Annotated in this window: 19 protein-coding genes; 8 read left to right on the top strand and 11 right to left on the bottom strand. The window is 70.8% G+C overall.

Annotated elements, in window-relative coordinates; all coding sequences use genetic code 11:
* Positions 1–104 precede the first annotated feature (104 nt).
* Together dxs and ABT070_RS14255 are read left to right on the top strand one after the other, a co-directional pair.
* Positions 105–2,030: a 1-deoxy-D-xylulose-5-phosphate synthase gene (gene dxs / locus ABT070_RS14260; protein ID WP_351759652.1), complete on the top strand. Its 1,926-nt coding sequence runs from the start codon at positions 105–107 to the stop codon at positions 2,028–2,030.
* A gap of 157 nt (positions 2,031–2,187) precedes the next feature.
* Entirely contained in the window at positions 2,188–3,711 is a 1,524-nt protein-coding gene (locus ABT070_RS14255) for an amino acid permease (RefSeq protein WP_351759398.1), read from the top strand.
* Between the two features lie 75 nt (positions 3,712–3,786).
* Here ABT070_RS14255 and ABT070_RS14250 read toward each other — a convergent pair whose 3' ends face one another.
* Positions 3,787–4,158 carry an NTP pyrophosphohydrolase gene (locus tag ABT070_RS14250; RefSeq protein ID WP_351759395.1) on the bottom strand — a complete coding sequence of 124 codons (372 nt, stop codon included), beginning with the start codon at positions 4,156–4,158 and terminating at the stop codon, positions 3,787–3,789.
* Between the two features lie 78 nt (positions 4,159–4,236).
* Here ABT070_RS14250 and ABT070_RS14245 point away from each other — a divergent pair, with 78 nt between their 5' ends.
* Positions 4,237–5,253, top strand: a complete 1,017-nt coding sequence (locus ABT070_RS14245) for a DUF8189 domain-containing protein (protein ID WP_351759393.1) — start codon at positions 4,237–4,239, stop codon at positions 5,251–5,253.
* A 129-nt stretch (positions 5,254–5,382) separates the two neighbouring features.
* Here ABT070_RS14245 and ABT070_RS14240 read toward each other — a convergent pair whose 3' ends face one another.
* The 4 genes from ABT070_RS14240 to ABT070_RS14225 all read right to left on the bottom strand — a co-directional run bounded on the left by ABT070_RS14240 (position 5,383) and on the right by ABT070_RS14225 (position 12,297).
* On the bottom strand, positions 5,383–7,509 hold the full coding sequence (locus tag ABT070_RS14240; RefSeq protein WP_351759390.1) for a 3-hydroxyacyl-CoA dehydrogenase NAD-binding domain-containing protein: 2,127 nt from the start codon (positions 7,507–7,509) through the stop codon (positions 5,383–5,385).
* A complete protein-coding gene (locus ABT070_RS14235; RefSeq protein WP_351759388.1) occupies positions 7,506–8,732 on the bottom strand; it encodes a thiolase family protein in 1,227 nt (408 codons plus the stop codon). Before ABT070_RS14235 ends, ABT070_RS14240 begins: the two co-directional genes overlap by 4 nt.
* 146 nt (positions 8,733–8,878) lie before the next feature.
* Complete coding sequence (locus ABT070_RS14230; RefSeq protein WP_351759385.1) at positions 8,879–9,928, bottom strand: LacI family DNA-binding transcriptional regulator; 1,050 nt, start codon at positions 9,926–9,928, stop codon at positions 8,879–8,881.
* The gene (locus tag ABT070_RS14225; RefSeq protein ID WP_351759383.1) at positions 9,925–12,297 is read right to left on the bottom strand and encodes a glycoside hydrolase family 2 protein; all 2,373 of its coding nucleotides are present in this window, start codon (positions 12,295–12,297) and stop codon (positions 9,925–9,927) included. Before ABT070_RS14225 ends, ABT070_RS14230 begins: the two co-directional genes overlap by 4 nt.
* A 181-nt stretch (positions 12,298–12,478) precedes the next feature.
* Between ABT070_RS14225 and ABT070_RS14220 the strand changes: the two genes are divergently transcribed.
* From ABT070_RS14220 to ABT070_RS14210, 3 genes are read left to right on the top strand one after another with little or no spacing between them, the layout of a single operon-like run.
* The gene (locus ABT070_RS14220) at positions 12,479–13,798 is read left to right on the top strand and encodes an extracellular solute-binding protein (RefSeq protein WP_351759381.1); all 1,320 of its coding nucleotides are present in this window, start codon (positions 12,479–12,481) and stop codon (positions 13,796–13,798) included.
* Positions 13,798–14,769 (top strand): carbohydrate ABC transporter permease, encoded by a 972-nt coding sequence (locus tag ABT070_RS14215; protein WP_351759378.1) that lies wholly within the window; start codon positions 13,798–13,800, stop codon positions 14,767–14,769. Before ABT070_RS14220 ends, ABT070_RS14215 begins: the two co-directional genes overlap by 1 nt.
* On the top strand, positions 14,766–15,596 hold the full coding sequence (locus tag ABT070_RS14210) for a carbohydrate ABC transporter permease (RefSeq protein ID WP_351759375.1): 831 nt from the start codon (positions 14,766–14,768) through the stop codon (positions 15,594–15,596). The genes ABT070_RS14215 and ABT070_RS14210 overlap by 4 nt, the downstream gene beginning before the upstream one ends.
* Positions 15,597–15,667: 71 nt before the next feature.
* On the opposite strand, the gene ABT070_RS14205 is transcribed toward ABT070_RS14210, so the two are convergent.
* The 3 genes from ABT070_RS14205 to ABT070_RS14195 form a co-directional block, all read right to left on the bottom strand.
* Complete coding sequence (locus tag ABT070_RS14205; RefSeq protein WP_351759373.1) at positions 15,668–16,954, bottom strand: ribonuclease D; 1,287 nt, start codon at positions 16,952–16,954, stop codon at positions 15,668–15,670.
* A gap of 191 nt (positions 16,955–17,145) precedes the next feature.
* Positions 17,146–17,805: a helix-turn-helix transcriptional regulator gene (locus ABT070_RS14200; RefSeq protein WP_351759371.1), complete on the bottom strand. Its 660-nt coding sequence runs from the start codon at positions 17,803–17,805 to the stop codon at positions 17,146–17,148.
* Positions 17,806–18,046: 241 nt separating this feature from the next.
* Positions 18,047–18,673, bottom strand: coding sequence for a DUF3000 domain-containing protein (locus tag ABT070_RS14195; protein WP_384119617.1), 627 nt, complete (start codon positions 18,671–18,673; stop codon positions 18,047–18,049).
* Between the two features lie 281 nt (positions 18,674–18,954).
* Here ABT070_RS14195 and hemE point away from each other — a divergent pair, with 281 nt between their 5' ends.
* Positions 18,955–20,022 (top strand): uroporphyrinogen decarboxylase, encoded by a 1,068-nt coding sequence (hemE, locus tag ABT070_RS14190; protein WP_351759366.1) that lies wholly within the window; start codon positions 18,955–18,957, stop codon positions 20,020–20,022.
* A gap of 6 nt (positions 20,023–20,028) precedes the next feature.
* Here the strand turns inward: hemE and ABT070_RS14185 are convergent, their stop codons facing one another.
* Positions 20,029–20,841 (bottom strand): rhomboid family intramembrane serine protease, encoded by an 813-nt coding sequence (locus ABT070_RS14185; RefSeq protein ID WP_351759364.1) that lies wholly within the window; start codon positions 20,839–20,841, stop codon positions 20,029–20,031.
* A 124-nt stretch (positions 20,842–20,965) separates the two neighbouring features.
* On the opposite strand from ABT070_RS14185, the gene ABT070_RS14180 reads away from it, so the two are divergent.
* Positions 20,966–21,235 (top strand): hypothetical protein, encoded by a 270-nt coding sequence (locus tag ABT070_RS14180; protein WP_351759361.1) that lies wholly within the window; start codon positions 20,966–20,968, stop codon positions 21,233–21,235.
* A gap of 85 nt (positions 21,236–21,320) precedes the next feature.
* Here the strand turns inward: ABT070_RS14180 and ABT070_RS14175 are convergent, their stop codons facing one another.
* A complete protein-coding gene (locus tag ABT070_RS14175) occupies positions 21,321–22,703 on the bottom strand; it encodes an FAD-dependent oxidoreductase (RefSeq protein ID WP_351759358.1) in 1,383 nt (460 codons plus the stop codon).
* Positions 22,704–22,730: 27 nt separating this feature from the next.
* The gene (locus ABT070_RS14170; protein WP_351759356.1) at positions 22,731–23,717 is read right to left on the bottom strand and encodes a DUF4349 domain-containing protein; all 987 of its coding nucleotides are present in this window, start codon (positions 23,715–23,717) and stop codon (positions 22,731–22,733) included.
* Between the last annotated feature and the right edge of the window lie 11 nt (positions 23,718–23,728).

Raw genomic sequence — 23,728 nt, 5'->3', positions numbered from 1 at the left:
GCGTGACCTATGACCCATGGGCCGGAGTCCGTCCGCCCGGGCGGAACATTAGACTCGACAAGCCCGGCAACAGCTCGATCAGCTTTTACTGCAAGGAGGCACGGGTGCCGCTGCTGACCCGCATCAGGGGACCGCGTGATCTGGACCGGCTCAGCCTGGAGGAGCTGGACCAGCTGGCGGAGGAGATCCGCACCTTCCTCGTCGACGCCGTCTCCAAGACCGGTGGCCACCTCGGCCCCAACCTCGGCGTGGTCGAGCTCACCATCGCCCTGCACCGGGTCTTCGAGTCCCCGAAGGACAAGGTGCTGTGGGACACGGGCCACCAGTCCTACGTGCACAAGCTGCTCACGGGCCGGCAGGACTTCTCCCGGCTGAAGATGAAGGGCGGCCTCTCCGGCTACCCCTCGCAGGCCGAGTCCGAGCACGACGTCATCGAGAACAGCCACGCCTCCACGGTGCTCGGCTGGGCCGACGGCCTCGCGAAGGCCAACCAGATCCTCGACCGCGGCGACCACGTGGTCGCCGTCATCGGTGACGGCGCGCTCACCGGCGGCATGGCCTGGGAGGCGCTGAACAACATCGCCGACGGGGACCGCCCGCTGGTCATCGTCGTCAACGACAACGAGCGCTCGTACGCGCCCACCATCGGCGGCCTGGCCAACCACCTCGCCACCCTGCGTACGACGGACGGCTACGAGCGCTTCCTCGCCCGCACCAAGGAGGTGCTGGAGCGCACCCCCGTCGTCGGCAGACCCCTCTACGAGACCCTGCACGGCGCCAAGAAGGGCCTGAAGGACTTCATCGCCCCCCAGGGCATGTTCGAGGACCTCGGCCTGAAGTACGTCGGCCCGATCGACGGCCATGACATCGAGGCCCTGGAGTCCGCGCTGGCCCGCGCCAAGCGCTTCGGCGGCCCGGTCATCGTGCACTGCCTCACCGAGAAGGGCCGCGGCTACCAGCCCGCCCTCCAGGACGAGGCCGACCGCTTCCACGGCATCGGCCCCATCCACCCCGACACCGGTCTGCCGATCAAGGCCTCGGGCGCCGACTGGACCTCGGTCTTCGGGGACGAGATGGTCGAGCTCGGCAAGGAGCGCGAGGACATCGTCGCGATCACGGCGGCGATGCTGCAGCCGGTCGGACTGAAGAAGTTCGCGGACACCTTCCCGAACCGCATCTACGACGTCGGCATCGCCGAGCAGCACGCCGCCGTCTCCGCCGCGGGCCTGGCGGCGGGCGGGGTGCATCCGGTGTTCGCGGTGTACGCCACATTCCTCAATCGTGCCTTCGACCAGGTCCTGATGGATGTCGCCCTCCACAAGTGCGGTGTGACGTTCGTACTGGACCGGGCGGGTGTCACCGGCACCGACGGCGCCTCCCACAACGGCATGTGGGACATGTCGATCCTTCAGGTCGTCCCGGGCCTCAGGCTCGCCGCCCCGCGCGACGCCGACCAGGTCCGCGCCCAGCTGCGCGAGGCCGTCGAGGTCGAGGACGCGCCGACCGTCGTGCGCTTCTCCAAGGGCGCCGTCGGCCCCGCCGTACCCGCCGTGGGACGCGTCGGCGGCATGGACGTACTGCGCGAGAGCGGCACCGACACCCCCGACGTGCTGCTGGTCTCCGTGGGCGCCCTCGCCCCGATGTGCCTGGAGATCGCGACCCTCCTCGACCGGCAGGGCATCACCACCACGGTCGTCGACCCCCGCTGGGTCAAACCCGTCGACGAGGCCATGGCCCCGCTCGCCGAGCGGCACCGCGTGGTCGTGACCGTCGAGGACAACTCCCGCGTCGGCGGCGTCGGCTCGGCGATCGCCCAGGCACTGCGCGACGCGGGCGTCGACGTCCCGCTGCGCGACTTCGGCATCCCGCCCCGCTTCCTCGACCACGCCTCCCGCGCCGAGGTCATGGCCGAGATCGGGCTCACCGCCCCCGACATCGCCCGCCAGGTCACCGGCCTGGTCTCCCGGCTCGACGGCAAGTACGGCAGCACGGCCGCCGAGGTCGACTCCGTGGAGTCCGCGCGCGACTGACGCCGTCCCGGGCAAGCCGACACACCCGGATGGGCCGGTTCGACCACTGTGAAGAGTGGTTGAACCGGCCCATTCGCGTTAACTCGCCCGCGTCGGGGCATACGGTCTACGCCCCCTCTCGATCATGTCGAGGACGACACTGCGTGGGAGGTACCCCGTGAGCAGCACCCTCTTCCGGACGAAGAAGGTCGAACAGTCCATCCTCGATACCGAGGAACCCGAGCACGCGCTCAAGAAATCCTTGTCCGCGCTCGACCTGACCGTCTTCGGCGTCGGCGTCATCATCGGCACCGGCATCTTCGTCCTGACCGGCACGGTGGCCAAGAACAACGCCGGTCCCGCCGTCGCTCTGGCCTTCGTGGTGGCCGGCGTCGTCTGCGCGCTCGCCGCGCTCTGCTACGCCGAGTTCGCCTCGACCGTGCCGGTGGCCGGCTCGGCGTACACCTTCTCGTACGCCTCCCTCGGGGAGCTCCCCGCCTGGATCATCGGCTGGGACCTGGTCCTGGAGTTCGCGCTCGGCACGGCGGTGGTGGCCGTCGGCTGGTCCGGGTACATCGCCTCGCTGCTCGACAACGCGGGCTGGCACCTGCCGGCGGCGCTCAGCGGCCGGGAGGGCGCCGACGGCTTCGGCTTCGACATCCTGGCCGCCGCCCTCGTCCTGGTGCTCACCGTCATCCTCGTGATCGGCACGAAGCTCTCCGCGCGGGTCACCTCCGTCGTCGTCGCCATCAAGGTGACCGTCGTCCTGACCGTGATCGTCGCGGGCGCCTTCTTCATCAACGGCGACAACTACGACCCGTTCGTCCCGAAGGCGCAGGCCGTCGAGGCGGGCAACGGCCTCCAGTCCCCGCTCATCCAGCTGATGTTCGGCTGGGCGCCCTCCAACTTCGGCGTGATGGGCATCTTCACCGCCGCCTCCGTCGTCTTCTTCGCGTTCATCGGCTTCGACGTCGTCGCCACGGCCGCCGAGGAGACGAAGAACCCGCAGCGCGACATGCCCCGCGGGATCATCGGCTCCCTCATCATCTGCACGGTCCTGTACGTCGCCGTGTCGATCGTCGTCACCGGGATGCAGCACTACACCAAGCTGTCGGTCAGCGCCCCGCTCGCCGACGCCTTCAAGGCCACCGGGCACCCCTGGTTCGCGGGCTTCATCAGCTTCGGCGCCGCCGTCGGCCTGACCACCGTCTGCATGATCCTGCTCCTCGGCCAGACCCGGGTCTTCTTCGCGATGAGCCGCGACGGACTGCTGCCGCGCTTCTTCTCCCACGTCCACCCGCGGTTCAAGACCCCGCACCGGCCGACCATCCTGCTCGGCGTCCTCATCGCGATCCTGGCCGGCTTCACCAGCCTCAGCGAACTCGCCGAGCTGGTGAACATCGGCACCCTGTTCGCCTTCGTGGTCGTCGCGATCGGCGTGATCATCCTGCGCAGGTCCCGCCCCGACCTGCCGCGGTCCTTCCGGACCCCGTGGGTGCCCTTCCTCCCGATCCTGTCGGTGTGCGCCTCGCTGTGGCTGATGCTCAACCTGCCCGCCGAGACCTGGCTGCGGTTCGGCATCTGGATGGTCATCGGGTGCGTCGTGTACTTCCTCTACGGCCGCTCGCACAGCCGTCTGGGACGGCAGCAGGAGGCGACCGTGGGCGGACCCGCCGAGCCGGGCCGCGACGACACCGTGTGACGCCCGGGAGTCCCGGCCCCGCACCGTCCACGCGGGGCCGGCTCCGGTGCCTCGCCGGCTCGGCCGCGCGCCGCTTCAGTCCCGTACCGAGCGCGGGCCCGTCACGTCCGCGCCCAGCTCCGTCACCCGGCGGCGCAGCTCGCGGTCGGCCGTGACGACCAGGCGGGAGCGCTCCGCGGACCCGGCGACCAGCTCGACGACACGGTCGTCCCCGCTGCCGGCCGCCGCCTCCACCCGGACACCGGGCACCGGCTCCACCCCGCGGGCCGCACCCTCCACCACGAGGACGATCTCCTGGGGCCCCTCGTGCCCCCGCAGCCCGTCCGCGGCCAGCCGGTCGCGCAGGCGCTCCGTGGCTCCGCGCCGGTCCCGCCACCACCCGTCGGGCACCGACCCGACGACGTTCGCTGCGTCGACGATCACGAGCAGCGCGGCGTTGTCGTCCATGGGCCCAGCGTCGCACGGACGCCCCGCGGGTGGGACCCTCGCGCAGGCGCCGCGAAGGGTCCGACATAAAGTGAGCGGGTGAACGGCGACTGGCTCATACGCGGCCGCGACGGGCGGCTCGGTGTCTATCTGATGTCGGACGACGCCGTCCTGTGCCGGGCGGAACGTACCCCGGGCGGGCCCTGGGAGGCCCCACGCAGGGTGGGCGGCGACCAGAAGGTGTATCCGGCCCTGGCCGTCGGCCAGGGCGCCGACGGCTACGCCCATCTGGCCTCCTGGCGGCCCACGGTGAAGGGCGAGGCGGGCCTGGTGCACTCCGCGCACTTCCGGCCGCACCTCTCCGCCCTGGACTGGACCCCCATCGGCCATCCCAACAAGAAGGGCGACCGCACCGGCACGCCCGCCGTCGCGGTGGACGCCCAGGGACGCGCGCACGTCTTCGCCCGCAACATCGGCACGGGACTGTGCATGGTCGCCCAGAAGGAGAAGGGCGGCTGGGACCCGTGGCGCGACCTGAAGGGGCAGGGCGTCGAGGGGCCGCCGATCGCGGTGACGGGGGAGTCCGGCCGCGTCCAGGCGTACGCGGCCGTCTCCGGTGGGATCCTGCACTGGCGCCAGGAGGCGCCGGGCGCCCAGCCGGTGCTCCAGGAGCCCCTCAAGGCACCGGTCCGGCCCCGCACCCTCCGGGCGCTGGCCACCTCCCCGGAGCACACCACGCTCTTCTACACCGACGACTCCGGTGACGTGTGCGCGTGGCGTCCCGGCACCGAGCCCGTCTCCGTGCTCGCCGCCGCCGGCCCCGGACCGGTCGCCGCGATCCGCACCGAACTCGACGGTCACGACTGCACGTTGCTCGCCCAGCGCTCCGCGAGCGGCCGGGTCGCCTTCGCGGCGTATCCGACCGAGCGGGAGTCGGCGGGCGCCTGGTGGGCCGAGTCGGGCCCCCAGCTGCCCTCCGACGCCGTGGTGGCGCTCGCCAAGGACCACGAGGGACGGGTGGTCGCGGCGGCCCTGTCCCCGTCGACCGGCCTGCTCCAGCTCACCCGCCGCAAGGACGAGCCCGGTCTGGCCCTGATGGCCTGGCGGACGGTGTGACGCGGAACCACGGCTGACGCTCCCGACCGAGCGGCCCGAACGCAGGAAAGAGGGCCTCCGCCACCGGCGGAGGCCCTCTTCACGTCCTGAGCGGCAGGACGGCTGCAGCGGTTACTGCGGTTACTACCGTTACGCCGGAACCGAGGCCACGCCCGGCGCCAGGAACTTCTTGCCGTTCACGCGCTCGGAGACACCCTCGCGGTCCAGGTACGGCGTGATGCCGCCCAGGTGGAAGGGCCAGCCGGCGCCCGTGATCAGGCAGAGGTCGATGTCCTGCGCCTCGGCGACGACGTCCTCGTCGAGCATGAGCCCGATCTCCTGCGCCACCGCGTCCAGGACCCGCGCCCGCACCTGCTCCTCGGTCAGGACGGTGTCGCCCTGCTTCAGGAGTGCGGAGACCTCGGGGTCCAGCTCCGGCTTGCCGCTGTCGTAGACGTAGAAGCCGCGCTTGCCCGCCTTGACGACGGCAGCGAGGTTCGGGGAGACCGTGAAACGGTCCGGGAACGCCCGGTTGAGGGTTTCCGAGACGTGCAGACCGATCGCCGGACCGACCAGCTCGAGGAGCACCAGCGGGGACATCGGCAGGCCGAGCGGTTCCACCGCCTTTTCCGCCACCTCGACCGGGGTGCCCTCGTCGATGACGTTCTGCACCTCGCCCATGAAACGGGTCAGAATGCGGTTCACGACGAACGCCGGGGCGTCCTTCACCAGAACCGCCGTCTTCTTCAGCTTCTTGGCGACGGCGAAGGCCGTGGCCAGCGAGGCGTCGTCCGTCTGCTCGCCCCGGACGATCTCGAGGAGCGGCAGGATCGCGACCGGGTTGAAGAAGTGGAAGCCCACGACCCGCTCGGGGTTCTTCAGCTTCGACGCCATCTCGGAGACCGACAGCGAGGAGGTGTTCGTGGCGAGGATCGCGTGCGCCGGGGCGACCGCCTCGACCTCCGCGAACACCTGCTGCTTGACACCGATCTCCTCGAACACGGCCTCGATGATGAAGTCCGCGTCGGCGAACCCCTCGGCCTTGTCCAGCACACCGGTCACCAGGGCCTTGAGGCGGTTGGCCTTGTCCTGGTTGATACGGCCCTTGCCGAGCAGCTTCTCGATCTCGGCGTGGACGTAGCCCACACCCTTGTCGACGCGCTCCTGGTCGATGTCGGTCAGCACGACCGGCACCTCGAGACGGCGCAGGAACAGCAGCGCGAGCTGCGAGGCCATCAGGCCCGCGCCCACGACGCCGACCTTGGTGACCGGACGCGCCAGGGACTTGTCCGGGGCGCCGGCCGGGCGCTTGCCGCGCTTCTGCACCAGGTTGAACGCGTAGATGCCGGCGCGCAGTTCGCCACCCATGATCAGGTCGGCGAGCGCGACGTCCTCGGCGTCGTAGCCCTGCTGAAGGTCGCCGTTCTTGGCGGCGGCGATGATGTCGAGGGCGCGGTAGGCGGCCGGGGCCGCGCCGTGCACCTTGCTGTCCGCGACGAACCGGCCGCGCGCGACGGCCTGGTCCCAGGCCTCACCGCGGTCGATCACCGGGCGCTCGACCTCGACGTCGCCCTTGAGGACGTTCGCCGTCCAGATCAGCGACTGCTCCAGGAAGTCCGCGCCCTCGAAGATCGCGTCGGCGATCCCCAGGTCGAAGACCTGCGCGCCCTTGAGCTGCTTGTTCTGGTTGAGGCTGTTCTCGATGATCACCGAGACGGCCTTGTCGGCGCCGATCAGGTTCGGCAGCAGGGTGCAGCCGCCCCAGCCGGGCACCAGACCGAGGAACACCTCGGGGAGGGAAAACGCGGGAAGCGCCTTCGAAACAGTGCGGTACGCGCAGTGCAGACCGACCTCGACACCGCCGCCCATCGCCGCGCCGTTGTAGTACGCGAAGGTGGGGACCGCGAGGCCCGACAGGCGCTTGAAGACCTCGTGGCCGCCCTTGCCGATGGCGAGCGCGTCCTTGTGCTCCTTGAGGAGCTCGACGCCCTTGAGGTCCGCGCCGACGGCGAAGATGAACGGCTTGCCGGTGACGCCGATACCGACGATCTCGCCGGCCGCGGCCTCCTTCTCGACCTGGTCGATCGCGGAGTCGAGGTTCGCGAGGGACTGCGGACCGAAGGTGGTCGGCTTGGTGTGGTCGAAACCGTTGTCCAGCGTGATCAGGGCGAAGCGCCCCGCGCCGAACGGCAGGTCCAGGTGACGGACGTGCGCCTGGGTGACGACCTCGTCCGGGAACAGCTCGGCCGCGCCCTTCAGGAGTTCGGTGGTGCTCACTTGTCGCCTCCGGCGGACTCGAAGTGCGGGTTCTCCCAGATGACGGTGGCGCCCATGCCGAAGCCGACGCACATCGTGGTCAGGCCGTAGCGGACGTCGGGCTGCTCCTCGAACTGGCGGGCCAGCTGCGTCATCAGACGGACGCCGGAGGAGGCCAGCGGGTGACCGAAGGCGATCGCGCCGCCGTACTGGTTCACGCGCTCGTCGTCGTCCGCGATGCCGTAGTGCTCGAGGAAGGCCAGGACCTGGACGGCGAAGGCCTCGTTGACCTCGAAGAGGCCGATGTCGGAGATGGACAGACCGGCCTGGGCCAGCGCCTTCTCCGTGGCCGGGATCGGGCCGTAGCCCATGACCTCCGGCTCGACACCCGCGAAGGAGTACGAGACGAGGCGCATCTTGACCGGCAGGTTGTTCTCGCGGGCGAAGTCCTCGGACGCGATGAGGGAAGCGGTTGCGCCGTCGTTCAGACCGGCCGCGTTACCGGCGGTGACCCGGCCGTGGACCCGGAACGGGGTCTTGAGACCGGAAAGGTTCTCCAGCGTCGTTCCCGGGCGCATCGGCTCGTCGGCGGTGACCAGGCCCCAGCCCGTCTCGCCGGCGTCCGGGTTGGTGCGGCGGACCGAGACCGGCACGAGGTCGGCCTGGATCTTGCCGTTCGCGTAGGCCTTGGCGGCCTTCTCCTGCGAGCGCACGGCGTACTCGTCGGCGCGCTGCTTGGTGATCTGCGGGTAGCGGTCGTGCAGGTTCTCGGCGGTCATGCCCATGAAGAGGGCGGACTCGTCGACCAGCTTCTCGCTGACGAACCGCGGGTTGGGGTCGACGCCCTCGCCCATCGGGTGGCGGCCCATGTGCTCGACCCCACCGGCGATGGCGATGTCGTAGGCGCCGAAGGCGACGGAGCCGGCGACCGCGGTGACGGCCGTCAGGGCGCCCGCGCACATGCGGTCGATGGAGTAGCCGGGCACGGAGGTCGGCAGACCGGCCAGGATGCCGGCGGTGCGGCCGATGGTCAGGCCCTGGTCGCCGATCTGCGTGGTCGCGGCGATGGCGACCTCGTCGATCTTCTTCGGGTCGAGACCGGGGTTGCGGCGCAGCAGCTCCCGGATCGCCTTCACGACGAGGTCGTCGGCCCGGGTCTCGTGGTAGATGCCCTTCGGGCCCGCCTTGCCGAACGGGGTACGGACGCCGTCGACGAAGACGACGTCCCTGACGGTACGAGGCACGATGGCTCTCCTCCAGGTGCGGGATGGCACTGCTGCGGCACGCAAGCGCTGAGCGCGCGCTCAGGACCCATGCTACTTGTGGGTAACGTAGCTGCCCAGTCCCGGAGGGCCAAGCGGCGAACGTCACACCCGGAGCGGGGCGGAGGTCACCCGCCCACTCGGCCCCGCGGCGGCGCCGTCGAGCCCCTCGGTGTCAGGACGGGCGTCGGCACCGGATGCGATCCCGGACCCGACCCGGTGATCACGCCGAACAGCGTCCGCGCCGCCTCCGCGCCGAATCCGTGCACGTCATGACTCATCGCGGAGAGCGTCGGATGAGTGAGTCGGCACAGCTGGGAGTCGTCCCAGGCGAGGAGGGAGACGTCGCCCGGCACCCCGAGCCCCATCTCGGCCGCCACGGCCAGCCCGGCCACCGCCATGATGTCGTTGTCGTAAACGATTGCCGTCGGCCGGTCCGCCGGGGCGGCGGTCAGCATCGATCGGGTCGCCCGTGCCCCCGCCTCCCCGGAGTAGTCCGTGGCGACCTGCCACGCACCGGCCAGCCCCAGGGTCCGCGCCGCCGCGTCGAAGGCCGCGGTCCGCATCACCGTGTGCCCGAGCGCGGCCGCGCCCCCCACCCGCGCGATCCGCCGGTGCCCCAGCGCCGCGAGATAGCGCACCGCCTCCGTCACGGCCGTCGCGTCGTCGGTCCACACGGACGGCAGGCTCCCGGTCAGCGTGGGGTGCCCCACCGCGACCACGGGCATCCCGAGCCGCTCGGCCGCCGCCACCCGGGGATCGTCGGCCCGGAAGTCGACGAGGATCGAGCCGCCGATCTGCCGCCCCCGCCACCACGACTCCAGCAGCCCCGCCTCCTCCTCGACAGTGCGCACCAGCCTCAGCAGCAGCGAACAGGAGTGCTCGGTCAGCACGCTCTCCACCCCGGAGACGAACTCCATGTAGAACGGTTCCAGTCCCAGCATCCGCGCCGGCCGGCAGATCGCGAGCCCCACCACGTCCACCCGCGAGCTCGACAGCGAGCGTGCCGTGAGATTCGGTTCCCAGCCCAACTCCCGCGCCGCCGCGAAGATCCGGTCCCGGGTCGCCTCCGACAGACCCGGCTTGCGGTTGAAGGCGAGCGACACGGCCCCCTTGGACACGCCGGCGCGCGCCGCGACCTCCTTGATGGTGACGCGGGGCGACGGGGACGCTGTCATCGAGCGGGCTCCTGGCAGTACAGCGCGGCCCGGGCGGCGGCGGCATCCGGAGTCTCCCAGCCCTCGACCCCGATGGTGACCCGTTCCCCGGGCAGCAAGGTCACGAGCCCCCGGTCGGCGCGCGCCTTTGGCCCCAGCCGGTCCGCCTGGAGCAGCAGATCCCGTACGAGGGTGCGGGCCGTCACCGTGACGCTCCCCGGTGCCACGGTCACCTCGAACCGCGGTCCCTGGTAAGGGATGTCACGGTCGGGCACCGGAAAGTGCACGGCCCGCAGCCCGTCCGCGTCCGCCACCAGGAACTCCTTCGCCCCGGCCGGCTCCAGCTCCGCCGGCACCCGCACCTCGCCCACCACTCGGGCGCCGACCGCCAGTTCCACGCTCGCCGCGCCGATCACCTCCCCCTGCACGGACATCCGGCGCAACGACAACGTGCCCGCCCACGGCTCGGCCGACTGGTTGACGGCCGCCAACACGAATGCGTCGGACCGCGCTTGAAACGTGAGCAACCGGTCCGCGTAGAGCCGCCGCAACTCGTGGTACAGCGGTTTCTCCCTCCCGTCCCCGTCGATCGCCGCCCAGGAGGTCACCGGCCAGCAGTCGTTCAGCTGCCAGACGATCGTGCCCGCGCACACCGGCCAGTGCGACCGCCAGTGCTCGATCCCGGCCGCCACCGCCCGCGCCTGATTCACCTGCGTGAGGTAGTGCCAACGGTCGAAGTCCCCGTCCGGGACGGTGAAGTGACGGGCGAGGCCGCGCTCCAGCTTGCCGTTGCCGTCCTCGGCCTTCTGGTGGTGCAGCATGCCGGGGGAGTCCGCCGCGAGCTCCTCGCCCGGCAGCGCCAGCCGCAGAGTCGCATACGCGGGCGGCGCCTGCCAGCCGAACTCGGCCACGAAGCGCGGCACTTCGCTCCGGTACTCGGCGTAGTCCTGCCGGTTCCACACCTCCCACGAGTGGTGCGTCCCGTGCGCCGGGTCGTTGGGATGGTGCTCCCACGACCCCGACCAGGGACTCCCCGCCGTGTACGGCCGCGTCGGATCCAACTCGGCCACGACACGGGGAAGCACGCCCAGGTAGTACCCCTCGCCCCAGGAGTCCCCGCCGAGCCGCTCCTCCCACTTCCAGTCCCTGAACCCCCACAGGTTCTCGTTGTTGCCGTTCCACAACACGAGCGACGGATGCGGCATCAGCCGTACGACGTTCTCGCGGGCCTCCGCCTCCACCTCGCCCCGCAACGGCTGCTCCTCGGGGTAGGCCGCGCACGCGAACGGGAAGTCCTGCCACACCAGCAGGCCCAGTTCGTCGCAGGCGTCGTAGAAGTCCTCGCTCTCGTAGATCCCGCCGCCCCAGACCCGGACCAGGTCGACCCCCGCGTCGGCCGCCTGCCGCAACCGCTTCCGGTAACGCTCCCGGGTCACCCGGGACGGAAACACATCGTCCGGGATCCAGTTCACCCCCCTGGCGAAGAGCCGCTCCCCGTTCACAACGAGGGTGAAACCGGTTCCATGGGCGTCCGCGGAGGTGTCCAGCACGATGCTGCGGAACCCGACGCGCCGTCGCCAGACATCGAGCGGCGCACTCCCGTGACGCAACGTCAGCTCGACCTCGTACAGCGGTTGCCCGCCGTATCCACGCGGCCACCACAGCTCCGCATCCGGCACCTCGACGCGCACGACACCGCTGGTGCCCGTCACCTCGGCGCGTACCGACCGCCCCGCCACCCTGGCCTCCAGCGTGAGCCCGGCCTCCACCCGGGTCCGCTCCACCTCCACCCGCAGCTCGACGATCCCGACGCCCTCTTCGACCTTCACCAGCGGACGCACCCGGGCGAGCCGCGCCGTCGACCAGCGCTCCACCCGCACCGGCCGCCAGATCCCGGCCGTCACCAGGGTGGGCCCCCAGTCCCAGCCGAAGGAGCACGCCATCTTGCGCAGGTACTGGTACGGCTCCGAGTAGGCGGCCGGGCGGTCACCGACCTTGCCGCGGACGGCCTCCGCCTCGGCGTAGGCGGAGACGAACCGGACGGCCAGCGGTCCCTCGAGCCCCGTCACGTCGAAGCGGTACGAGCGGTGCATGTTCCGTACCCGGCCGAGGAGCTGACCGTTCAGGGTGACATCCGCGACCGTGTCGAGTCCGTCGAAGACCAGGTCGGTCTGCTCGTGCCCGGACGGCACGGCCGGCAGCTCCCTGCCGTACGTCCACTCGCGCCGCCCCACCCACGCGACCTCGTTCTCACTCCGGCCGAGAAAGGGGTCGGGGATCACCCCGGCGGCGAGCAGATCGGTGTGCACACAGCCCGGCACCACGGCCGGGAGCGGCTTTTCCTCGTGCCGCAGGTGCCATCCGTCGTCGAGCGGTGAGGCCTCCAGCATGCGCACTCCCTAAACCGGTAAAGCCCACAACTGAGCGCCACTTCTTCATCGTTGGCGGGAATCGGACTTTACCGGTTGAGAAAGCGCTGTCAGAGTGCCGAATCAGCCAACCCGTTCGTGCTCGACCACCCCGCACGTGCTCGTCCGTCCCGAGAACATCCCGAGAACGGAAGTGATGCACATGAACCGCCGTACAGTCACGGTCCTCGCCACGGTCGCGGGAGCCGCCCTGCTGCTCCCGGGCTGCACCGGCACCGGAGGCAGCGCGAAGGGCGCGGACGCCAAGGCGCCCGACGACCCCTCGAAGGTCAGCGGAACCATCACCGTCCTCACCGTGCGCACAGACCTCGTGCAGGACGGCACGATGAAGAAGTACGCCGCCGAGTTCAACAAGACCTATCCCAAGGTCAAGGTGGAGTTCCAGGCCCTCACCAACTACGAGGCCGAGATCAAGATCCGGATGAACACGGACGACTACGGCGATGTCCTGCTGATCCCCGCGGTCATCAAGAAGGACGACTACCCGAAGTTCTTCGCCTCCCTCGGTACCGCCGCCGAGCGCGGCAAGAAGTACCGCTTCACCGACTTCACCACCGTCGACGGCAAGGTCTACGGCCAGAGTCCGGTCGGTGTGATGCCCGGCTTCGTCTACAACAAGCGGGTCTGGAAGGAGGCGGGGGTCACCGAATGGCCCACCACTGCGGCCGAGTTCCTCGCCGACCTGAAGGCGATCAAGGCGAAGACCGACGCGGTTCCCTACTACACCAACTTCGCCGCGCAGTGGCCGCTGACCTCGTGGACGTACGTCGACGGCGCGGTCCACTGCGACCCGCAGGCGACCACGAAGCTCGCCGAGGGCGACCCCTGGGCCGAGGGATCCGACCTGCGGGTCGGGGACACGCTGCTGCACGACATCGTCAAGCAGGGCCTCGCCGAGAAGGACCCGACGACCAGCAATTGGGAGGAGTCCAAGCCCCGGACGGCCAAGGGCGAGATCGCCACCCAGTGGCTCGGCACCTGGGCGATCATCCAGTTCCAGGACGCCGCGAAGAAGGCCGGCGTGAACCCGGACGACATCGGTTTCATGCCGTTTCCCGCCCAGACGGGCGGCACCTTCTGCGCGACCGTGGGCCCCGACTACAACCAGGCCGTGAACGTCCACTCCCCGCACAAGGAGGCGGCCCGCGCCTGGATCGACTGGTTCACCGACAAGTCCGGCTACGACAAGGACAACCTGGCGATCTCCCCGCTCAAGGACGCGGCCATGCCCGAGGTGCTGAAGCCGTACGAGGAGGCGGGCGTCAAGCTCATCGAGCTGGACGACTCCGCCGGCGCGAAGGTCAAGCTGATCGACGACCAGTCCGAGGTCGGCATCTACAAGCCGGAGTACCGCCAGGACCTGGTCGATCTCGCACGCGGCGCCAAGAAGGGCAGCCTGGACGACTTCCTCGGCGACCTGGGCGAGAAGTGGACCGAGACGCAAGCGAACGTGAGCGACTGATGGCGCACACGCACACGCACACCCCGGCGCACCGCGAGCAGACGAACTCCGAGGCCGTGAAACCGGTTTCGAAGCACGCCGCTCCCGCGCCGACCCCGCGCCGGGCGCGCACCTGGCGGCTGGTGACCCCCTGGCTGTTCCTGCTCGCCCCGCTCGCCCTGCTGATCACTTTCACCTACGCGCCGATCGCCAACATGGTCGCCTACAGCTTCACCGACTGGGACGGCGTGAGCCCCGAACTGCACTACACGGGCGCCGAGAACTACACGGAGATCTTCACCAGGGAGGACCTCTTCCAGGTGTTCTGGGTAAGCGGCTACTACCTGGTTGCCTCGGTGATCCAGATCGTCGCGGCGCTCTACTTCGCGACGATCCTGAGTTTCACCGTCCGTTTCCGGAACTTCTTCAAGGGCGTGCTCTTCTTCCCGTCCCTGGTGAACGGTGTAGCAATCGGTTTCGTCTTCCTCTACTTCTTCCAGGACGGCGGCACCCTCGACACGGTCCTCGGCCTCTTCGGCTACCACACCGACCACGCCTGGCTGGGCACCCCGGCCTCGGCGAACGTCTCGCTCGCGGGCGTCTCGATCTGGCGCTACCTCGGTATGAACTTCGTCCTGTTCCTCGGCGCGATCCAGTCCATCCCGGGAGAGCTGTACGAGGCGGCCGAACTGGACGGCGCCGGCCGCTGGCACCAGTTCCGCTACATCATCCTGCCCGGCATCAGGCCGGTGCTGACCCTGACGGTGATCCTGTCCGTCTCAGGTTCCCTCTCGGCCTTCGAGATCCCGTACATCATGACCGGCGGGGCGACCGGCACCGAGACCTTCGTGATCCAGACCGTGAAGCTGGCCTTCCAGTTCAACAAGACGGGGCTCGCCTCGGCGGCGGCGGTCGTGCTGCTGCTGATCATCCTGCTGGTGACCTGGGTGCAGCGACGTCTCGTCCCCGACGACAGGGTGGACCTCGTATGACACGCCGCGCCGTGGCCCGGACCCTCGTGTACGTGTCGCTGATCGCCGCGACGCTGGTCGTCCTGCTCCCGCTGGGCGTCGTGCTGCTGACCTCGCTGAAGACCGAGAACGAGACGGCGAACGGCAGCGGGGCGCTCACACCGCCGCACGACCTGTTCAACTTCCACAACTACGTGACGGCGTTCCAGGACGGCGGAATGCTCACGGCGTTCGGCAACACCGCGTTCATCCTCGTCGTCTCGGTCGGCGGAACCGTTCTCATCGGGTCGATGACGGCGTACGCGATCGACCGGTTCACCTTCCGTTTCCGGAAACTGGTGATCGCCCTGTTCCTGGTCGCCGCGCTGGTCCCCGGGGTGACCACCCAGGTGGCCACCTTCCAGATCGTCCACAGCCTCGGCATGTTCGACACCCGCTGGGCCCCGATCGCGCTCTACATGGGGACGGACATCGTCTCGATCTACATTTTCCTGCAGTTCGTGCGCTCGATCCCGATCTCCCTGGACGAGGCCGCCCGGCTCGACGGAGCCAACGCCTTCACGATCTACCGGAAAATCATCTTTCCGTTGCTGAAACCGGCGATAGCGACGGTCGTGATCGTGAAGGGGATCGCCGTCTACAACGACTTCTACATCCCCTTCCTCTACATGCCCTCACAAGATCTTGGCGTGATCTCGACGTCCCTGTTCCGCTTCAAGGGCCCCTACGCCGCCCACTGGGAAACGATCTCGGCAGGAGCGGTGCTGGTCATCCTGCCGACACTGATCGTCTTCCTCGCCCTCCAGAAATACATCTACAACGGTTTCATGAGAGGAGCGACGAGGTAACCGCTTGCGGCTCGCGCAACTCGTGCGGCTCGTGGAGCTCGTACTCAGGCACCCGGACGGGTCCGCGGCGGTCAGGCATCCTCGCCGGACAGCGCTTCGGCGAGCACCGGCGCGACCTGCTCGACCTGCCACGGCCGTGCCCCGTACGACGCGAGCGCGGCGGCAACCGCTTCCTCGTCGGCGGCCGGAGGCTCCCAGCAGACCCGCCGCACCGCGTCCGGAGCGATCAGGTTCTCCTGCGGCATGTTCAGCTCCTCGGCCAGCGCGGAGACGGCGGTCCGCGCCGCGGACAGCCGCGCCGCCGCCACGGGGTCCTTGTCCGCCCAGGCCCGCGGCGGTGGCGGGCCCGCCACCGGCTGCCCCGGCTGCGGCAGCTGCGATTCGCTGAGCGCCTTCGCCCGGTCGACCGCCGCCTGCCACTGCTCCAGCTGCCGCCGTCCCATCCGGTGCCCGAACCCGTTCAGCGCGGCCAGCGCCTGCACGTTCACCGGGAGCGACAGCGCCGCCTCCACGATGGCCGCGTCCGACAGCACCTTGCCCGGCGACACGTCCCGCCGCTGCGCGACCCTGTCCCGCGTCTCCCACAGCTCCCGCACGACGCCCAGCTGCCGCCGCCGGCGCACCTTGTGCATGCCGGACGTACGACGCCAGGGGTCCTTGCGGGGCTCGGCCGGCGGGGCGGACGCGATGGCGTCGAACTCCTGGCGGGCCCAGTCCAGCTTGCCCTGCCGGTCCAGCTCCTTCTCCAGCGCGTCGCGCAGGTCGACCAGGAGCTCGACGTCGAGAGCCGCGTACCGCAGCCAGGGCTCGGGCAGCGGCCGGGTGGACCAGTCCACTGCGGAGTGGCCCTTCTCGAGGACGAAGCCCAGCACTCCCTCGACCATCGCGCCGAGACCGACCCGCGGGAACCCGGCGAGCCGTCCGGCCAGCTCGGTGTCGAACAACCGCGTCGGCACCATGCCTATCTCGCGCAGACAGGGCAGGTCCTGGGTCGCCGCGTGCAGCACCCATTCCACGCCGGACAGCGCCTCGCCGAGCGCGGAGAGGTCGGGGCAGCCCACGGGGTCGATCAGTGCGGTCCCGGCGCCCTCGCGACGCAGCTGCACCAGATAGGCGCGCTGTCCGTAGCGATAGCCGGAGGCGCGCTCGGCGTCCACGGCGACGGGGCCGGTGCCGGCGGCGAAGGCGGCGATCACCTCGGCGAGGGACGCCTCGTCGGCGATCACGGGAGGGATGCCCTCGCGCGGTTCGAGCAAAGGTGTCGGCACCCCGGAATCAGCTGATCCGCCGTCGTCCGGAGGGGCGCCTCCGGTGGTTCGCAGTGAACTGGCTGCTGCGGTTTCTTGGGCGTCGGTCACCTGTCAAGGGTATCTGTGTATGGAAGGCGCCCGCCGACGGAACGTTCCGTCGGCGGGCGCCGGGGGGTCGTAAACCAGTCAGGACGGTGAACGACGGGGAAGAGATCGGGAAGAAACCGGGCAGAGACGGGAGGAGCCGGGCCGGGGGTGCGGGGTTTCCCGGGGGAGGCCCCGGGGTGCCGGGTGGGGTGTCAGTGGATGATGCCGGTCCGCAGGGCCACCGCGACCATGCCGGCGCGGTCGCCCGTGCCGAGCTTGCGGGCGATGCGGGCGAGGTGGCTCTTGACGGTCAGCGCGGACAGGCCCATGGAGACGCCGATCGCCTTGTTGGACTGGCCTTCCGCGACCAGTCGCAGCACCTCGACCTCGCGGCCGGAGAGCTCGCGGTAGCCGCCCGGGTGACTCGGGGCACCCGGGGGGCGGCGGTGCATACGGGCGGCGGAGCCCATGGGGGCGGCACCGGGTCGGCTGGGGAGGCCGAGGTTGGTGCGGGTGCCGGTGACGACGTAGCCCTTGACGCCGCCCGCGAGGGCGTTGCGCACGGCGCCGATGTCGTCGGCGGCGGAGAGGGCGAGCCCGTTGGGCCAGCCCGCGGCGCGGGTCTCCGACAGCAGGGTGAGGCCGGAGCCGTCGGGCAGGTGGACGTCGGCGACGCAGATGTCGCGGGGGTTGCCGATGCGGGGACGAGCCTCCGCGATGGACGAGGCCTCGATGACGTCGCGCACACCGAGCGCCCACAGATGGCGGGTGACGGTGGAGCGGACGCGCGGGTCGGCCACGACCACCATGGCGGTGGGCTTGTTCGGGCGGTAGGCGACCAGGCTTGCGGGCTGCTCGAGGAGAACGGACACCAGGCCTCCGGGTGGGGGACGGGAGCCGGCTCGCGGGGCTTGTGGGGAGGAAGCCGGGACGAACCGTGCTTTCAAGGTCACAGTCGTCTTCGGCAGCGAACCCGGGGTCCTTTAGAGAATGATCACGATCTAGTGAGTAACAATACGTGCAATTCGGACACGCGATCGATCATCCGAAGATCGAGTCGGTTTAAGTGGGTGTCTTACGGGATCGAAAATGGCCGTATCGACAAAGAGATGGTCAACGTGACTGGGGCCCCCTGCGTTGCGGGAGCGTCACCACCGACGCGTCCCCCGGACCGGCCGGCGGCAGCCCCGCCACCTGCGCCAGCAGATCGCACCAGGACGCCAGGTGCGCCCCCGCCTCCGGCACCCCGCCCAGCCCCTCGCGCGGCGTCCAGGAGGCCCTGATCTCGATCTGCGAGGTCGCCGGGCGCTCCGCCAGCCCGCCGAAGTAGTGCGAACTCGCGCGGGTGACGGTCCCGCTCGGCTCGCCGTACGTCAGCCCGCGCGCCTGGAGCGCGCCGGTCAGCCACGACCAGCACACCTCCGGCAGCAGCGGGTCCGCGGCCATCTCCGGCTCCAGTTCGGCCCGGACGAGGGTCACCAGCCGGAACGTTCCGTGCCAGGCGTCGTGCCCGGCCGGGTCGTGCAGCAGCACCAGCCGGCCGTCGGCCAGGTCCTGGTCGCCGTCCACGACCGTCGCCTCCAGCGCGTACGCGAACGGGGCGAGCCGCTTCGGGGCCGGTGTCGGCTCCACCTCGATCTGCGGCCGCAGCCGCGCCGCCCTCAGCTGGTCGACGGCCGCCCGGAACGGCGGTGGAGCCGACCTGGTCCCATCCGGATCCCCCTCGTTCGCGTCATCCATCCCGCCAGCGCCGTCCGACAGTCGTCCCTGAGCCGCAGCCATGCGGGGAAGGTTAAGGGGAACGGGGCCTTCGCGCAGGGCAAGACACCCGTGCGGGGCTCGCGGACGGGTGCGCGCTGGGCGAACAGGCGCACGGACCGCGCACGTCCGAGGCGCCCGACACCGGCGGTTCGGGGGCGGGGCGACGGCGGACAGGGACGGGACAGGGACGGGGCAGGGCGGGGCGCGGGTAGGGCAGGGGGCGGCCTCACCGTCCCCTGCGCCGTGCGAGACTTGCCGTCGTGAGTGCGAACGAGAGCCCGGCGGGCCGGCAGCCGACAGCGACCTACGACAGTGCCTTCCTGAAGGCGTGCAGGCGCGAACCGGTGCCGCACACGCCCGTGTGGTTCATGCGGCAGGCGGGGCGCTCACTGCCGGAGTACCGCAAGGTCCGCGAGGGCATCCCGATGCTCGAGTCCTGCATGCGGCCCGAGCTGGTCACCGAGATCACCCTCCAGCCGGTGCGCCGGCACGACGTGGACGCGGCGATCTACTTCAGTGACATCGTCGTCCCGCTCAAGGCCATCGGCATCGACCTCGACATCAAGCCGGGCGTCGGCCCGGTCGTCGAACGCCCGATCCGCACCCGCGCCGACCTCGCCCAGCTGCGCGACCTCACCCCCGAGGACGTCTCCTACGTCACCGAGGCCATCGGCCTGCTGACCGCCGAACTCGGCGCCACCCCGCTCATCGGTTTCGCGGGCGCTCCTTTCACCCTCGCGAGCTACCTCGTCGAAGGCGGCCCGTCCCGCACGTACGAGAACGCCAAGGCGATGATGTACGGCGACCCCGAGCTCTGGGCCGACCTGCTCGACCGCCTCGCGGAGATCACGTCCGCCTTCCTGAAGGTGCAGATCGAGGCGGGCGCCAGCGCCGTCCAGCTCTTCGACTCCTGGGCCGGCGCGCTCGCCCCGGCCGACTACCGCCGCTCGGTGCTGCCCGCCTCCGCGAAGGTCTTCCGCACGGTCGAGGGGTACGGCGTCCCGCGCATCCACTTCGGAGTGGGCACCGGCGAGCTGCTCGCGCTGATGGGCGAGGCCGGAGCGGACGTCGTCGGCGTCGACTGGCGCGTCCCGCTCGACGAGGCCGCCCGCCGGGTCGGCCCCGGCAAGGCGCTCCAGGGCAACCTCGACCCGACCGTGCTGTTCGCCGGCGCCGAGGCCGTCGAGGCCAAGACCCGCGAGGTCCTCGACACGGCCACCGGCCTCGAGGGACACATCTTCAACCTGGGCCACGGCGTCATGCCGTCCACCGACCCGGACGCGCTCACCCGCCTCACCGAGTACGTCCACACGCAGACCGCCCGCTGACGCCTCTCACCAGGTGTGCCGGGGACGCGCCCGTCTGCCGAACAGCAGACCGCGCGGCTCCGGCGGCGCGGGGGTGCCCGGCTTGAGCGGCCAGGCGAGCAGCATGCCGGCGAGGAAGCCGACGACATGCGCCGCGTACGCCACCGTGCCCGCGCCGGAGACGCCCTCCCCGGAGGAGTACACCGCCTGGAGCACGAACCAGAAACCCAGCACCAGCCAGGCCGGCAGCCGCAACGGCAGAAACACCAGGAACGGGACGAGCACCCACACCCTGGCCTTCGGATACAGCACCAGATACGCGCCCAGCACCCCCGCGATCGCCCCCGACGCGCCGATCAGCGGGTCGGTCGAGTCGGCGTTGAGCAGGGCGAAACCGTACGACGCCGCGTAGCCGCAGGCGACGTAGAAGAGGGCGAAGCGGACGTGCCCCATGCGGTCCTCGATGTTGTTTCCGAAGATCAGCAGGAACAGCATGTTGCCCAGCAGGTGCAGCCAGCCGCCGTGCAGGAACATCGCGCTGAGCACGCTCCACGCCGGCGACTTGGCGTAGCCAGGCGGGGCCAGCGCGCAGCCCGCGCCGCGCACCTCGCCGGAGGGGACGAGCTGCGGCAGCTGATGGTGGATCAACTCCCGTGGCACGGCCGCGTAGTGCTCCAGGAAGGCGTGCAGATGACACGTCTGGGCCAGGCTGCTGTCGCCCGCCGTCGAGCCGGACAGGCCGGGCATGAACAGGAAGACGAAGACGTTCGCCGCGATGAGGGCGTACGTCACCACCGGTGTGCGGCGCACGGGATTCACGTCATGGACGGGGATGACCACAAGGAAGTACTGCCCCCGATCCGTTCGGCGAACCGGTGAACGGGGATCCCCACAGGCGCGTATGAACCGTCAACCGCTCGCGGCACGAGGAAGGCGGGCCGCGGGGACGACGTGAGGAACAGGCATGAACGACCGAGTTACTTCCCCGATGCACGCCACCCCCGACGGCGAGGCGGAGATCTCCCTGGTGATCAGGCTGCCCTGGGAGGACGTGGCACGGCTCGGCCAGGAGGCCGGGCGGCTCGCCGCGCAGATGCAGCGGCCGGTGACGCTGGACGAGGCTGTCAGCAGCCGTCTGCGGTCGCGGCCGGCGCCTGCGGCGCACGCCAAGCCCGCGGAGCAGGCGCCCGCCGCGGCGGTGTCCGCGTTGCCGCGACTCAGTGGAACCGCTTGAGGAACGTTGCGGGGTTCGGGTGCGCGGGGGCCGGTCGCGCAACACCCCGCGCCCTTCGGACCGGCCGCCCCGGCCCCGCGCCCGGCTAGGAGTTCCGCACCTTCGCCGACGCCTTTCTCGCCGCCACCAGCACGGGGTCCCACACCGGTGAGAACGGCGGCGCGTATCCGAGGTCCAGGGCCGTCATCTGTTCCACCGTCATACCGGCCGTCAACGCCACCGCCGCGATGTCGACGCGTTTGCCCGCGCCCTCCCGCCCGACGATCTGGAGGCCCAGCAGCCGGCCCGTCCGTCGCTCGGCGAGCATCTTGACCGTCATGGGGGAGGCGCCGGGGTAGTAGCCGGCACGGCTGGTCGACTCGATGGTCACCGCTTCGAACCGGAGGCCGACGCGTCGGGCGTCCTTCTCCCGCAGCCCGGTGCGGGCGATCTCCAGATCGCAGACCTTGCTGACGGCCGTGCCGACCACGCCGGGGAACGTGGCGTAGCCGCCCCCGACGTTGGTGCCGATCACCTGGCCGTGCTTGTTGGCATGGGTGCCCAGGGCGATGTGGCGCTCCTGCCCGGAGACCAGGTCCAGGACCTCGACGCAGTCGCCGCCGGCCCAGACGCTTCCGTCGGCGAGCGGCCCGCGCACCCGCATCGCCAGGTCCGTGAGAAGCCCGCCGTGCGTGCCCACGGGCAGGCCCGCGGCCCGCGCGAGCCCGGTCTCCGGACGGACCCCGATGCCCAGCACGACCACGTCCGCCGGGTACTCGGCGTCCTCGGTGACCACCGCCCGTACGTGACCGTCCTCGGCGGTGCGCAGCGCGGTGACCTCGGTGTCGTTCACCATGGTGACGCCCAGGCCCTCCATGGCCCGGCGCACCAGCCGCCCCATGTCCGGGTCCAGGGTCGACATCGGCTCGCTGCCCCGGTTGACGACCGTCACCTCGTAGCCGCGCTTGATGAGCGCCTCGGCCATCTCCACGCCGATGTAGCCCGCCCCCACGACCACGGCACGCTTCCCCCGCGCGCGTGCCAGCGTGTCGATCAGCGCCTGCCCGTCGTCCAGGGTCTGCACCCCGTGCACGCCCCGCGCGTCCACACCCGGCATGTCCGGCCGGATCGGGCGGGCCCCGGTGGCGATGACGAGCTTGTCGTACGACGTCCAGGACTCCGCCCCGGAATCCACCGCACGCGCGCGTACCCGCCGCCTCGCGACGTCGATCTCGGTGACCTCCGTGCGCAGCCGCAGGTCGATCCCCCGCGCGCGGTGTTCCTCGGGGGTGCGGGCGATCAGATCGTCCCGCTCGGTGACGTCACCGCCCACCCAGTACGGGATGCCGCACGCGGAGTAGGACGTGAAGTGGCCGCGCTCGAAGGCCACGATCTCCAGCTCCCCGGGCTCCTTCAGACGGCGGGCCTGGGACGCCGCGGACATGCCCGCGGCGTCCCCGCCGATCACCACCAGTCGCTCGATGCTCATACGAACACGCTACGGGGCACCCCCAGTTCAGTCCTGTCCGGGCTCGCGCACCCCGGCCGCGTTCACCGCGCCCCCGTCCGCCTCCGCCGGGCTCGTCTCACGCACCCGCCGCCGCGGCCGCACCAGCCGCAGCCACGCCAGCACGAGCAGGACGCCCGCCGCGAGGAACGGCAGCGCCACACCGAACACGACGGCGATCCAGCGCAGCATCGTCACGAACGCGTCCCAGCCGCCCGCCAGCGCGTCCACGAACCCCGGGTCGTCGTCCTCGGCGGCCGGGACGACCGGCTTCTCCGACAGGGTCAGCGTGACGGTCGCCAGGCTCGTGCGGTCCTTCAGGGACGCCTGCTGGGCGAGCAGGGCCTCGAGGTCGCCCTCCCGGCTGCTCAACTCACCCTCCAGGGTGACCACGTCGCTCAGCTTGGTGGCCCGGTCCATCAGCTCGCGGACCCTGATGACGCTGGCGCGCTGCGAGGCGATGCGGCTCTCGACGTCCACGACCTGGTCGGTGACGTCCTGGGCCTTCGCCGTGCGCTCCAGGAGCTTGCCCGCGCCCTGGAGGGCGGCGAGGACGTCGTCGTACTTCGCGACGGGCACCCGCAGCACCACCCGGGTCCGCTCGGCGCCGTCCTCGTCCCGCACGGTCGTCTCGTCGCCGACGTAGCCGCCCGCGTTCTCGGTGGTCGAGCGAGCCTCGTCCAGCGCCTTCGGCACGTCCTTGACCTGCACGGTCAGGGAGGCGGTGCGGATGATCCGGTTGACGTCGAGATCCGGTGCGGCGGTGGCCTTCGAGCCGCTCGAACCCGCGCCCTCCTTCACGTCCTGTGCGGCGTCCGCGTCACCGGCGCCGGCCTCCCCGACAGCGGCCTTGTCGGCCGTGCTGTCCGCGCCCGAGTCGCTCGCGCCGCTGCATCCGGCGAGCGCGAGGGCCGCGGCCAGCAGGATCCCGGCCAGGGCGTGGGAGGGCCGTGCGGAACGGCGTACGGAGCGTCCTGCGGAACGTGGTGTGCGCATGTGGGTGTACC

It is taken from the genome of Streptomyces sp. NPDC002884 (genome assembly GCF_040295245.1).
Classification (GTDB): domain Bacteria; phylum Actinomycetota; class Actinomycetes; order Streptomycetales; family Streptomycetaceae; genus Streptomyces.
The sequence above is the reverse complement of the archived record's forward strand: the minus strand, read 5'-3'. Positions and strand labels throughout refer to the sequence as shown.

Coding starts and splice junctions, on each gene's coding strand:
- ABT070_RS14250 (WP_351759395.1), bottom strand. CDS start 4,158: ATGGACGACAACGCCGCGCTGCTCGTGATCGTCGACGCAGCGAACGTC.
- ABT070_RS14230 (WP_351759385.1), bottom strand. CDS start 9,928: ATGACAGCGTCCCCGTCGCCCCGCGTCACCATCAAGGAGGTCGCGGCG.
- ABT070_RS14225 (WP_351759383.1), bottom strand. CDS start 12,297: ATGCTGGAGGCCTCACCGCTCGACGACGGATGGCACCTGCGGCACGAG.
- ABT070_RS14220 (WP_351759381.1), top strand. CDS start 12,479: ATGAACCGCCGTACAGTCACGGTCCTCGCCACGGTCGCGGGAGCCGCC.
- ABT070_RS14215 (WP_351759378.1), top strand. CDS start 13,798: ATGGCGCACACGCACACGCACACCCCGGCGCACCGCGAGCAGACGAAC.
- ABT070_RS14210 (WP_351759375.1), top strand. CDS start 14,766: ATGACACGCCGCGCCGTGGCCCGGACCCTCGTGTACGTGTCGCTGATC.
- ABT070_RS14195 (WP_384119617.1), bottom strand. CDS start 18,673: ATGGATGACGCGAACGAGGGGGATCCGGATGGGACCAGGTCGGCTCCA.
- ABT070_RS14180 (WP_351759361.1), top strand. CDS start 20,966: ATGAACGACCGAGTTACTTCCCCGATGCACGCCACCCCCGACGGCGAG.
- ABT070_RS14175 (WP_351759358.1), bottom strand. CDS start 22,703: ATGAGCATCGAGCGACTGGTGGTGATCGGCGGGGACGCCGCGGGCATG.
- ABT070_RS14170 (WP_351759356.1), bottom strand. CDS start 23,717: ATGCGCACACCACGTTCCGCAGGACGCTCCGTACGCCGTTCCGCACGG.